Here is a 13,144-nt window from a genome sequence, read left to right as displayed (position 1 = left end):
CTCTGACCCTGCTCGAGGGCGAACTTACCGGACTCGAGATGTGCTCGCCGGGTCCTCGCCCCAGGAGCACGCTCGTCGAACCCGACCGGCAATCCCAGTCCGGGTAGCCAAAGGCCCTGTCGACCAACTCCGAGCACCACATTCTTCGCGTGCTTATAAACCTACAAATGAAACTAGGAAATTCACGAGCTGGTGACTCCAAATTCGGTGTGAAAATCGGACGAGATCGAATTAGCAACTACGAATCATTAACAATATGACGGTTGTCGCGAAAATCCGAGAAAACCGACAGCGCAGCCGCTACCGAATCGGTGAACTCGGAGTGAAAAAAGCGTTACCCGAACTCACGCAGGAAGTCGCCCAACGCTCGAACGAACGTCTTCGCCGTGATCACTGGCGGTGACCGGATCGGCTCGTCAAGCGCGACCTTGATTAGATAATCTGTGAGCCGCCACAGGTTATAGATCAGCGTCGACAGCGCGAAGTTACACAGGCGAAGGCGGTAGTCCGTCGACGACGTCTTCGGCATGAAGTCCTTGATTGACTTGTACTGGTTCTCGATATCCCAGCGGCGACTGTATCCGTTCACGACACTTGAGATCTCCTCGGGCTCAACGCGGTCCTGGTTCGTCACGAATACTGCATACTTTCCATCGGCATCGTCGCTCGTACTTGGGGCATAGAGAAACTCAGCCTCGTGGTGGATCTCACCGTCGATTCCGAACGGGACGTTGTGCTTGACAGCTTCGTTTGCCGTTGGATGCTCTTGAATATCCTGGATCGCCTCTAAATCATCCTCGTACGTTGGAACTGGCGAGAGATACGTGAGCCCGCGCTCGTGGACATCTGCGTACACGCGATTCACGTAGAATCCGCGGTCGAACATCACCATATCCAGATCAACGAACTGCTCTGCTCGATCGAGCAATCGACTCACTAAATCGGCTTTCGAGTACGATGGAGAGTCGTCGGGCTCCCACGCAGAGTCCTCTTTGACTGGCTCGATACCAAGAACGATCGGTGCGTGGTCGCCAACTAGCGTGATGGTAGCGTACTTGTACCCACGTTTGTACTCGCCGTCTTTCTTGTACCCGCTCACCATCTTCGGATAGTCTGGCTTCGCGATGCCTGCTTCTTTGTCTTCCCACGGCCAGACGTGGAACTGCTCGTGGGTGATGTCGATCGCTGCGACGGTTTCGCGTGAGTCGAAGGGGTCGTCGCCACGGATCGAGTTAATGATGTTTTCCGTGGCAGCATTGAACGCCGTCATAATCGTGTCCCGAATCTGGTCGATCTCGGGCATCGAATCATCGTCCTCGAAGTCCTCCAACGTGAGCTGGCCGTCCGAATCCTCGGGCGTGGCAATCTTCTTGATTGCCCGTAGGAAGGTCGAGTCGTCGCAGATGAGGTCGTCGTCGGTGAGCCAGCCGTACTCGGCTTCTGAGTGGGCACTGCCGTTGTTCGCGCAGATACTCGCAAACATATCCAGCATCACCTCGTCTGAGTACTTCTTGTGGGCCGCTCGGTGTGTGTCGAACTCGGGAATGACGTGTTTGCGAGCAAGTGTTAGCGTCTTCTGGGCCTTCTCTTTCTTGTACTCGTTCTCGCTTTGTGATTCCTCCTCGGTTTCGGCTGGGACTGAGGGGACGAGACCTTCTGTAAGAACACCGTTATCGAGAGCCTCCTGCCGGACGCCAGCAACCGTCCGATTGAGGATTTTCTGAGTGTTCTCGCTGAACTTCGCGTGCGCGTACGAAAGCTCCTGTTGGGTGGGCGTATTCGAGAGATCGGTGATATCGAGGTGGAAGCTCTTGACTAAGCTCGGCTCCCGACCGAGCCGTTGCGCTATTTTGTTCTGTGAAATGCCTCGAATCCCTTTGAACAGGAGCGTGCGAAACATTTCGTCAGTTCCAAAGGTTACGCGGTTCTGATCGCGGGCATCCTCCAGTTCGTCGACGGGTATTGAGAGTTTCCGGATGACATCCCAGAGGTGGTCTTCACGCTCACAGAGCGTCTCCGCGTGGACAATGATCGACTCAGCGACAGCCGACGGATCAGTCGACATTGAGCCACCTCATAGACGAACTGCTCTATTCTTGGGCTGTATTCGACCAGATACTGGAGTGATAGTGCGTAGAAATGTCTGCTGAGAAGGAGTAAATATCAGTATAGGATAGAGCGAAAATCTGATTGTGCATTAGTGTCGGTTGTCTGCTCTTAGCTTGTGGTGGGGGACATATGAAGAGATATGCGTGCTATACTTGGAGAATTGATTGTGGCTACAATTCGATGTGAATCAAGAATCAGTATAAATCGAATATCGGTTGGACTTATAGTAGTGGACTGAGAACAGGTAGGTACGATGGGATTGGACGAACTCGAGGCGTTTCTTCGGAAGAAGGGCGCGGCAGAACTTATCACGGAGATCGGGACGGGGACAGCAACGTTTAACACACTCGCCGACGCGGTCGCGGTCAGTGGCTCGACGATGTCCTCGCGGCTCTCGGAAGGTGTTGAGCGTGAGGTGCTCACGGTGAGCCACAGGCCAACCGAGCATGGAACAGAGAAGCGGTATGCGCTCACGATCCTCGGGCGTCGGGTGCATGATTGGGCAGTACAGACGGAGTTCGAGCGGAAGGTCCGAGAGCTCCGGCGGGTTCGACAGGAACGTGAGACGGCGTTCGAGCAGCTGGTCGGGAAAATCAATCGGGATATGGAGATTCGCAAAATGGTAGTCGACGTAGATCCATTGGTGGATGAGGACGTAGATCTGCCCGAGGGTACATCTGTCGTGCAGAAAGAGCCGTCCGAGGAAGCGCTCCGTGAAGCTCATTTCGAACGGATGGAAGAATCCCTCGAGTCCATCACAGACGACCAATCCGAAGGGAATAGTGAGTGAAGACAAACTCCTGAACGCTAACTACATCTTTCCACAAAACATATATATTCTGAATAATGTGAAGGTTGGAGGGCGGGAATGTGACACATACTGTGGCGGTATCTGTGAGGATTATTGATCGGTCAGTATATTCTCCGCAGATGTCACCGGGAAAGACAACATATAAACGCCGGATTCCCAAATCCGCACCAAAGAGTCGGATCCTTCGATGAGTCAAATCGCACTTGCGGCAGACTTCGCAATTATCGTTGTCGTCGCGACTGTCATCGGCATCCTAGCCAGGCAGTTCGGCCAGCCGACGATCATCGCCTACATCCTAACGGGTGTCATCCTGGGTCCTGTAGTGTTCGGGATTGTCGGCCCCGAAGACCCCCTCGTAGAAAGCATGGCCGAGCTCGGGCTTGGGTTTCTACTCTTCTTGCTTGGTATGAAGATGCGTTTCGACGACATTCGGGAGATCCTCCGCCCGATCACGAACGTCGCCATCGGGCAGACCGTCCTCCAGACTGCACTCGCGTTTCTCGTAGCTTGGGTACTCGGATTCGACACGACCGAAATCCTTGTTATCGCGCTGGCGACCGTCTTCGGTGCGACGCCGATCATTGTCAAGATCCTCACCGACAAAGACGAGATCACCTCCCTGCCAGGGAAGATCGACGTCGGTGTGCTTATCGTTCAGGACATCTATCTTGTCGTCGTTCTTGCGCTGTTCGCGGCTGACTCTCTCGAGACTGGTACCGAGATTGCCACGACCCTTGGCGTCATCTTCGTCATGATGGCGTTCATCGGCATCTTCTCGATCGCTTCCTCCCGATACTTCCTCCCGCGACTGTTCCGCCGCATCGCCGACAACAAGGACGTCTTCTTGCTCGTGGCGATCGCTTGGGCGTTCCTCTTTATTTTTATCGCCGAGGAGTTCGAACTCTCCGTCGAGGTCGGCGCATTCCTCGCCGGGATCAGCCTCGCACAGCTGCCCTACAGCAAGGAACTCGAGGACCGCATCACGCCGATCACGGACTTCTTCATCCTCGTGTTCTTCGCGAGCATCGGTCTCCAGATCGACGGCGTGAACGCGCTGCTTGCCTACTGGTGGCAGGCGATCGTCGCCTCGGTCGTCCTGATGGTCGGGAACTTCTGGATCATGTTCTATCTCATCGACCGAGAGGGCTTCAGCGTCGAGACCTCGTTCCTCGGCTCGATCAACATGGTCCAGGTCAGTGAGTTCTCACTGGTCGTCGGCGCGCTCGCGTTCACGCAGGGATACATCGGCTCGGACATCCTCGGCTACCTCAGCCTCATGGCGTTGCTCACAATGAGCGTCTCGACATACATCGTCATGTACAACCACGAGATCTACGAGCGCGTCCGGCCGTGGTTCGAGCGCTTCGACAGCGACGAGAAGACAGACACCGACCTCAAGACCTACGAGGATCATGCCATTGCGATCGGCTACGACGAGATCACCGAGAGCGCACTCTCCTTACTTAAGGAGAAGTACGGCAACGTCGTCGTCATCGACCGGAAGACAGATCACATCGAAGAACTCGAGGCCGAAGACGAGTACGACTACATCTTCGGTGACTTCCGCCACCGCGAGGTGCGCAAGGCCGCGAACCTCAAGGACGCGAACTTCGTCCTCAGCTCGAGTGTCGAAGTCGACGTCAACAAGGTGTTACTCGAGGAGGTCGACGACGACGCGACGGTGTTCGTCGAAGCAGAACGGATCGACGACGCTCGCGACCTCTACGATCGCGGTGCGAACTGCGTCGTCATGAGCACGTACCTGAGCGCGGAGAAAATGAACGACTACCTGCGAACGTACTTCGAGGACCGTCGTGCGTTCACAGAGGCGATCCGCCCGGACGTCGAACGAATCCAGCGCCGCGGGCGACTGATCGACTCCGCCGACGTGACTGATACCACCCGCGCTGAGGTCGGAGGTGACGACGATGACTGACGTAATTACCGCACTGGCGATCATCTTCATCACGGCGGGCGTACTGCTCATAGTCGCAAATCACTTTTCGCTGTCCCCGGTACCGTTTTTCATCCTCGCCGGGTTGCTCTCGGGGACGGTGATCGAGGAGGGGCAGTTGCTCGAACTCGCCCAGTGGGGAATCGCCTTCCTCGTGTTCGTCTTCGGGACGCAGGTCGACTTTGGTGAGCTTCAGTCGGTGCTCCGTGACAGCGAAGCCGTCGCTGTCGCCCAGCTCATCGTCGTCGCGCCGGTCGCGTTCGTCGTCGCGACCCTCTTTGGCTTCGATACCCTGAACGCGGTGTACTTCGCCGCTGCCGCGACCTTGAGTTCGACCATCGTCGGCTCCCGGCTGCTCAAGGGAGAGATCAGGTCTAACCTCGTCTACGGGCGGCTGGCGTCGTCGATCCACTTCTTCGATGACCTGGTCGCCATCGGACTCATCCTCATCCTCTCGGCGGAGGTGTTCACCGCCGAGGTAATTACGTCGAAGATCGGCTACGGCGTTCTCTTCCTGGTCGCCGGCTTGCTCGTCTACAGACACGGCTTCCCGCTTCTCGTCCGGCTGACGGAGGGCTTTGAGGAACTGATCCTCATGGGAAGTATCTCGATCCTCATCGTCTTCCTCGCAGCGGCCGAACTTGCGGGCGTCTCGATCGTCGTCGGGGCGTTCGCCGCCGGTATCGGGATCCGCCGGGACGGCTCGGAAGCCCTCGGCGTCATCAACGGGCTTAACTCGATCCGGGACTTCTTCGTCGCGATCTTCTTCGTCACCGTCGGCGCACTCGTCTCGATCCCCAGTTTCGAGGTGTTCGTCGTCACGCTCATGCTCGTCGCCCTCGTCCTGATCGTCAACCCCTTCGTGACGATGGTCGCCTTTACCTACGAGGGGTACGACGCCAGGACGGCCTTTCTTACGACCACGAACCTGAACCAGGTGAGTGAACTCTCGCTCGTCATCGCCATCCAGGCGCTGTTGCTCGGGACGATTTCACCGGTCATGTTCGACGCGATCATCCTCGCGGCGGCGGTGACAATGCTCATGACGACGTTTACTCGCCGCTACGAGGACGAGATCTACCGACTCCTGTTCGAGGATTTCGTCTCGGGCCAACAGACCCGAAAGATTGACGAGCGAAGCCAGGTCAAAGACGACCTCACCGATCACGTGATCGTCGTCGGCTACGGTCGTCAGGGCCGCCACGTCGTCGAGGTGTGTGAAGAGAACGAACGTGACTACGTGGTCATTGAGAACGATCCCGTCCTCTGGGACGACATGCGCGCTGAGTGTCGAAACTACGTCTTCGGCGACGCAATGTCCGACTACCCCTGGGAGAAAGCCGACCTCAAGAACGCACAGCTGATCGTCTCGACGGTCGATCACCAGCCCGCTTCCGAGTATATCCTCGAGTTCGAGAGCGACGCCGACGTCATCTTGCGATCACAGTCCTCCTGGAAAGCCAGCGAGTGGCTCGAGCGCGGCGCGATCTATGTCAGCGTCCCGAACATCCTCGCCTCGGATCAGCTCCTCGAGAACGTTGATCGGGTTCTTGAGGACGACGCCAAAGAAGAGCTTCGAGAGGAACATCTCGACAGGCTCGTCACCCTCGAGCGGATGGGATTCGGGAGCCGAATGGGGGACTAACGTTCCCAATCCTGCTTTACCCGGTGATCGACCTCACCTTCACTCGACCGTTCGAACGACGAAGACAAATCCTGTCGCGACTCGTTCGGCCTCGTCACCGAACAGCACCGACCGCAGCGAGGGTACTCTCTCACCAATGACGATCACGTTATGGTCTGATGCGGCGTCAACGAGCGCGCCGAACGGCTGTCTGACGTGAGTGTCTATTCCTCCATCACGAAAAACGTCGGCAGCGTCCTCGAGTGAACCATCGGCTCCTTCGTCACGTCCCCGGAAGCGAACAGCGTAACGCCGATGTCACGGGTCCAATCACCTTGCTAACGTACTCGAAAATCCGGTCTGTATCGACCATACCGGTCAGCGGGACGAGAAGCCGGTCAATGTCTCCAGTCGAACTGTTGATCACAACTGCTCTCGCGTTCATCGCTGTGATTATTCGCCAAAGTGTCTTTTTCCCGAGCAAGCACCAATTGTAGTTGGATATCAAGTTTCTAATCGCAAGACTGCGTATGGGGAGGCTTGAAAGTATCAATTCATCAAAGTGGACATTCATTGACTAACCAACTCTTAAACGAGACTTCATTACGTCAATTCCGCCACTATATATTCTATCCCGAATGACAGATGTAAATATTGGATGTAGTTATCTTTGCTTTCAGACATAAAGATACCACGGTAGAGCGTCATAGACTGCTGTTTTTCGAAAGGGGGACTGCTATCCAACTACTGGAACGACGACCAGACTCACTCTATTATATGGCAATGAATCTGCATAACACTATGTTCGTGATTCCGCAACGGTCCTAAAGCGGCCCGCCGAGATACTCATGAACGTACAGTACGACTGCTAACCCTGCAACAAAAAGTACGCCAGCGAGTGGGAGGGGCAGGTCAAATGCCTCCGCGATTCCTAGCGCACCGGTGACGGCGAAGCCAACGCCCACGGCATAAATAAGGAGATTCTTCGCGATCCCCGTTATAGTAGTCGATTCGGACATATTTTCGGATAGTCATCCGAGACTGTAAACCCCACCGATCTATTCTGTCTCCTGTCTATTTCCCGGTTTTCCCAAGCAAAGGCATCGTGTTTAGTTACGCAAATTCCACCAGACAGCGAAGGCTTGCAACCACGTTTCGGCGGTTGATGGATCGACGTGGCTGAAGCTATTACTGAACGAGGAGGTGCGTCGTTTTATCTCCCGAAAAACACGTTCGATAGCGTTCCGATTTCCGTGTCGCTCGGGTCGAAATCGGAGCCCGATTCGCTGGAGTGCTGTCGCTAGATGATGGGCATGATCGACGAGAAACACGGCGTCATCGACGTCGTGTTTCTCACGAAGTTCTTGCAGGAACCGCTGTGTCAATGCCGTCGTAGTCGTTGTAAACAGCCGCACGTGCAGGAAATCGTTTGTGTCGGGATCAACCGCAGCATACAGCCAGAACTGTTGGCCGTTGATTCGGATCACCGTCTCGTCGAGCGCAACGTGATCCGGACTCGCGTTGCTGGCCAGCTGTAGATCTGCTTTCTGTACCCAGTCGTGAACAGCTTTCCGCGACCGTTTGACACCGAACTTCTCTAATTCCCGAACTGTATTCGAAAGCGATAACCCCGCAAGATGTAGCCGAATACCGAGCTTCATCAGCTGGCGCGGTGTCCGCTCTCGCTCCACAAAGTCTAATTCGATCCAGTCGCTACGACCACTGAGGCGAGCGATTTTCGCCATAGCCCAGCTGAAAATCTCCTCGCCTCATCCTTCAGCCTTAACTAAACACGACCAGCAAAGGTTACAATAGGTTTTTGAGAGCTAAACGGGTGTGGTTCATTATGGGAAAAAAGGAAATCGTCGTTGAGGTGTCAGACGAACTGTATGAGGAGATTAAAAACGCAAGAGAACAAGGGGAGAAGAAGAATGAAACTATTCAAAGACTAATTCGCAAAGGAATTGAGGGGTTATCTCTCCCGCCATTACTTACAATCATCACGGTTGTCAGCGGTATTATTTGGGTGGGAAGTTTAGCAGTTAACAATGAAACTGTTTCAAGCCTTGTTGGCGGATTCTTCATTGCTTTTGTGGGGTTTTGGATAGTTTGGAGGGTGATAATGAAAGGACTTTGAATAGAAGCAGATTGTTGTGACATAAGTGAAATGGTGATGACTCACCCGGGGTTCAGTGCTGGTAGAACATCCCCTGGCCGCAGGGTGCCTATAGAAACGCCAGCTTCTTGAAGATAGATCAAACTCAGATTGCGGAATACGTCCTCTGTATGCAGAGGGTAGAGTTTAACAGCTATCGGAGTGCTTGATCACCTTTTTTTGACAATTGCTTGCCCCTACTGATCAGCGGGTTCACTCCTCACAACGCCGCAAGTAAGGTGCGCATCAATCCCATCCTCCGTGGGTGGAATTGTAGTGGGAACTGATCGATTTAGGATCTATCCTACTACAAAACGGGCTGATAACCCAACATTCTCTTAGTTTACTCTTGAGAGAGGCGTGTCGACTAACGCTTACGAAGCACTGAATTAGTTCGGAGTCTGCAAAATATGTTTCCCAGTTGGCGGTTTGTAGAAATCCAAACGCAGAATCTGTGGAGCACACCCTCCGAAATTGATATAGCAATATAAAGTTTATTCGACCGCCGCTCATCGTGACGGACTCCTGTTCGCAGGCATCCAACAGAGCAGCGATCAGCACAGAAAGACGTGAGGAAAGGGTTTCGCTGCTCTCCGTAGACGAACACGTCACGGTTGCAAGAATCCGGAATTGTGGCTCCGTCTCTGTATTCGGTTCTCTTGGCTGTCGCTAATCTCTCTTTTTGCAAGAGAGCATCCCGTCGTCGACGGTGCGTTGTCTATTCGTGGCGTCTCCGACGCCACGCTGTTTACGATATCCACAGGACGCCCCGCGTTCTGCTGGGTATCACAAACCGTCAGCTTGCTCGACGGCCGTGAATCCGACAACGTCGACACAACCACCGTCTAGCAGCAACGATCCCAACTCGACGGTGCGGTATCGTTGGCACCCTCGCTGTCGTCGAGCTACACCGGACTGCCCGAGTGATCTTCGGTCCCGCTCTGTTCACGGCGGGAAGCGATCACTCACTGTCGCGACTCGCTCGCTGGGTGTGCTCTCGAGTCGACTAAAGCCAAGCGTATGAGTTGCGGGCGGTCCCGAAACGAGATCCGCCGCCGCTTTCGCCAGTCGTCAGCGGCGTGAATCGCTTCGATGTGGGCTCCAAAGCAAGAGGATCTTACGGCAGAATCAGTCATAGAGACACGATTCGGCCTCGGGGCCGCGTGGTTCGAGACGCCGTCTGAGTCTCCTCGTCACGAAACGCTTCGAGTTTCGCACGACCCCGAGACACACCCGCTGTCTCTCTGTCGATCGGTACTCGAATCGAAACGGATCGGGCCTCGTGCCCGCTCCGTCTGCGGTCACCGGGCGGAAACGACGGCACTTCGTTCGTCGGCGACCGAGAGACGAACTCGAGGGGGCTGGCTGTGGCCGTAGCCGGCACGTAACCGTCCGCAGCCCACCAGCGGGTCGTGAGCTCCCCTGGCGTCTTCGTGAGTTCTACGACCCTGTCACGCGACAACGGTCTCGAGGCGCTGCAGTCGGGGATCACGTCTTCACCACGTGTCTTCCGGTGTCCGTTCGTCGCTCTTCCGCGTCGTTTCGTCACCGGCGTCGTTCGGGTACTGGGGTGTAGTCAGGCCCCGATCACCGGGGACGCAGTTCGCTCGAGGGAACGATCCCGACGGTTGGCGACTGACAGGCCCACCTGCTGTGGGAGAGGGAGAGCCGATACGGCACCTATCGTGGCCCCCGGTCACGATCGCTGGTTCACTCTCGTCTTAGTGGCTCTCTCCTGAGTGGGACGGCTGTGATCGGCGACAGCCGTGCAGCGATGAGTCCCCGACGAACCGGTCTTCCGAACCACCCCACCTCCGGTCCACCACCGAGTATGCTATAAACCGGATGCAAAGCGCCTAAGAGAGAGGTTTTGGCTCAGGCCCGATTATTGCTTGAATCGTTTGTCCACTACACGACAACCGATTAAGCAATATCTTTACGTGACTGTCATGAGTACGTGACGGTACGAGATGTCGAACACCGAGTCAGTCCGGGTCGAACGACCATCGTCTCGAGGTGTCTCTTCCGGACACAACCCCTGGGGTCGAGCCGGTGAAAACGAGAGTCCACTCTGGGACAGACAACCCGGATTTTCCCGGAAACGGACCGGCACTGCGAGAGGGAGAACACCGACGGACGAAACCCGCGAACCCAACGCCAGTGAGGGCGACCGATGAGCAACGACGGGACGACGATCCGCTGGTCGCAGATGTCTCTCGAGGAACTCCAGTCGTTTTGGAGCGACGAAATCGAACCCGCTCTCGAGCGGTCCGGGATCGGCCGCGAAGAGCGCCCAGCCTACCAGCAAGTCGCCGACGCGGGCTACTCCGGGATCGCCTACGCTTTGCGGGAACACCACGACACGACGCTGACGGAGTTCCTGGCGACGGTCGGCTACGAGGAGCCCGGTTCCTCGACGTCGTACCAGTGGGGTATCGAAGACGAAACGACCATCGACGAACTCGAGTCGTATCTCGAGACGCTCGAGCGACGGCGGCAACTCGCGACGTCGACAGTCCAGACAAAACAGTCCCGCCTGGCGACCTACGTCCGAATCTACCGGGAGGTACACGGGCAAGCCGATCTCGTGGATCGCGTCGACGACGCGACGAGCGAGAGCGACGAGATTCGGCGTGCGCTAGTCGTGTTCGACGAACTCAACTACAAACTGGGGACCGACGCTTCGAAGCTACGGTATCTCAGCGACGTCAGCCAGTTCTACGAGCACCTCGGGCGACGGGCCAAGGCCGCGTTCAACCCCGTCGAGCACATCGACGAGGAGTACAACTGGTCTCGCGAAGAACCCGACAACGCCGCTCTCACGGGCCGACAGGTAAGTCGGCTGTACGACGCTTCCGAGACGGAGGCCGAACAACTCGTCGTCCTCGCACTCTGTGCGTGGGGTCTGCGACGCAACGAGGTCGCAGCACTGCATACCTCACAACTGGTCCTCGAAGGTGAGGACCCTCACATCGCCTTTGGTGACGAACGAAAGAACGGGCCAGGGACGGTCGCACTGATTTACGGCACGCCGAACCTGACCGCCCGAGTCGACCGACTCGAGGGTGACCTCGACTGGGCAGGCTATCTGTTCCCCTCGAGTCGGTCCGCGAGCGGCCACATTACAGGCGAGACGGTCCAGGCTCGGTTCCAGCGACTCGCCGAAGACGCTGGCGTCCGCGTGCAGGGAGAACTACCAACCTCGAAGATGGGACGGCGGTTCTGGTATACCACGTACAACCAGGCGATGAAGGACCTGCGGGAGAATCTGGACGTAATCGCGGCCGAGCAGGGCAGTTCCGACTCCTCGGTGGTCCTGAAGAACTACCTCTCGGAGACGGAACGGCGGCAGTATCGGAGACAGTTCATGCGCGAACGACTCGAAGACGTCTTCGAGGAGTGAGTGGCTTCGAAGGCAGCGGCGCAGTCGCCGGGGCCGTGCGGGTCACGACGTTTTTACGTACTCACCAGTTATCTCGTCTTATGGTGCGGAACGTCGCCGAGTTGCTGCCGGAACTCGAGGAGGCCGATTTCTATCTCCTTTCAGGAGTCGAACAGGGGATGCGCTTCTCGGAGTGGGTACAACGCGAGAAGCTCCCGAAGTTCGCCGACCTCACCGAAGAGGAGATCGATTACCGTCTCGAGCGCTGTCTCAAGCGCGGCCTCGTCGAGAAGAAGACGATCCAGTACGAGGGGTACACGCTCCAGTTCGAGGGATACGACGCTCTGGCGTTGCGGACGCTGGTCCAGCGGGAGACGATCGGTGAGTTCGGTTCGCCACTGGGCGTCGGCAAGGAGAGCGACGTCTACGAGGTGCGCTCGTACAAGCCGCTGGCGCTGAAGTATCACCGCGAGGGATATACGAATTTCCGGGAGGTCCACAAGGAGCGAGACTACACTGCAGACAGAGAGCACGTCTCCTGGATGTACACCGCTCGAAAAGCGGCCGAACGGGAGTACGACATCCTCGAAGCGCTGTACCCCGATGTCTCGGTTCCGCGGCCGATCGACCAGAATCGCCACGCCATCGTCATGGAGAAGATGGACGGCGTCGAACTCTCGCGGGCGAAACTCGAAGACGAACAGGTAATCGGGGTGCTCGATCTGCTGCTCTCGGAACTCGCGACGGCTTACGAGATCGGCTACGTGCACGCCGACATGAGCGAATACAACGTCTTCGTCGGCGAGGACGGAGTGACGATCTTCGACTGGCCCCAGGCAGTGCCTACCGATCACGAGAACGCAAGCGAGTTCCTCCGGCGCGATCTCCGGAACCTGATCGGCTACTTCCGGCGGAAGTACCCCCAGATCGTTCCCGACGAGATCGACGAAGAGAGCGTTGCAGCGGCGATCGAAGGCGGTGCGTTCGAAACCGTCGAAACGCACGTCTAAGTCCTCACGGCGAGTTCGGCAGGTCGAACTCCTATACGGGTTACTGGTACGGAGTGGTGTCCCGATGGACCGGCGGGACCGCAGAAGGGATCGCGGTCA

General features: G+C 56.6%; 9 protein-coding genes. 6 read left to right on the top strand and 3 right to left on the bottom strand.

Annotation, left to right across the window (positions count from 1 at the left end):
* Nucleotides 1-334: 334 nt before the first annotated feature.
* A complete protein-coding gene (locus NATGR_RS12160) occupies nt 335-2,065 on the bottom strand; it encodes a transposase (RefSeq protein WP_005579636.1) in 1,731 nt (576 codons plus the stop codon).
* Nucleotides 2,066-2,362: 297 nt separating this feature from the next.
* Between NATGR_RS12160 and NATGR_RS12155 the strand changes: the two genes are divergently transcribed.
* The 3 genes from NATGR_RS12155 to NATGR_RS12145 all read left to right on the top strand — a co-directional run bounded on the left by NATGR_RS12155 (nt 2,363) and on the right by NATGR_RS12145 (nt 6,519).
* Nucleotides 2,363-2,899, top strand: a complete 537-nt coding sequence (locus NATGR_RS12155) for a hypothetical protein (RefSeq protein WP_005579635.1) — start codon at nt 2,363-2,365, stop codon at nt 2,897-2,899.
* 208 nt (nt 2,900-3,107) lie between these two features.
* Nucleotides 3,108-4,856, top strand: a complete 1,749-nt coding sequence (locus NATGR_RS12150) for a cation:proton antiporter (RefSeq protein WP_005579634.1) — start codon at nt 3,108-3,110, stop codon at nt 4,854-4,856.
* Nucleotides 4,849-6,519, top strand: coding sequence for a cation:proton antiporter (locus NATGR_RS12145; protein WP_005579633.1), 1,671 nt, complete (start codon nt 4,849-4,851; stop codon nt 6,517-6,519). The genes NATGR_RS12150 and NATGR_RS12145 overlap by 8 nt, the downstream gene beginning before the upstream one ends.
* Nucleotides 6,520-7,322: 803 nt before the next feature.
* Here NATGR_RS12145 and NATGR_RS12135 read toward each other — a convergent pair.
* Both NATGR_RS12135 and NATGR_RS12130 read right to left on the bottom strand, forming a co-directional pair.
* The gene (locus NATGR_RS12135; protein WP_005579632.1) at nt 7,323-7,517 is read right to left on the bottom strand and encodes a hypothetical protein; all 195 of its coding nucleotides are present in this window, start codon (nt 7,515-7,517) and stop codon (nt 7,323-7,325) included.
* Nucleotides 7,518-7,607: 90 nt separating this feature from the next.
* Nucleotides 7,608-8,243 (bottom strand): IS6-like element ISNagr3 family transposase, encoded by a 636-nt coding sequence (locus tag NATGR_RS12130; protein ID WP_005579631.1) that lies wholly within the window; start codon nt 8,241-8,243, stop codon nt 7,608-7,610.
* A 101-nt stretch (nt 8,244-8,344) separates the two neighbouring features.
* Here NATGR_RS12130 and NATGR_RS12125 point away from each other — a divergent pair, with 101 nt between their 5' ends.
* The 3 genes from NATGR_RS12125 to NATGR_RS12110 all read left to right on the top strand — a co-directional run bounded on the left by NATGR_RS12125 (nt 8,345) and on the right by NATGR_RS12110 (nt 13,045).
* Nucleotides 8,345-8,635, top strand: coding sequence for a hypothetical protein (locus NATGR_RS12125; RefSeq protein WP_015233630.1), 291 nt, complete (start codon nt 8,345-8,347; stop codon nt 8,633-8,635).
* Between the two features lie 2,191 nt (nt 8,636-10,826).
* Nucleotides 10,827-12,056 (top strand): site-specific integrase, encoded by a 1,230-nt coding sequence (locus NATGR_RS12115; RefSeq protein WP_005579629.1) that lies wholly within the window; start codon nt 10,827-10,829, stop codon nt 12,054-12,056.
* A gap of 80 nt (nt 12,057-12,136) precedes the next feature.
* Nucleotides 12,137-13,045, top strand: a complete 909-nt coding sequence (locus tag NATGR_RS12110; protein WP_005579628.1) for a serine/threonine-protein kinase RIO2 — start codon at nt 12,137-12,139, stop codon at nt 13,043-13,045.
* The last annotated feature ends 99 nt before the right edge of the window (nt 13,046-13,144 follow it).

The organism is Natronobacterium gregoryi SP2 (assembly GCF_000230715.2).
GTDB classification, from domain to species: Archaea; Halobacteriota; Halobacteria; order Halobacteriales; family Natrialbaceae; genus Natronobacterium; species Natronobacterium gregoryi.
The sequence above is the reverse complement of the archived record's forward strand: the minus strand, read 5'-3'. Positions and strand labels throughout refer to the sequence as shown.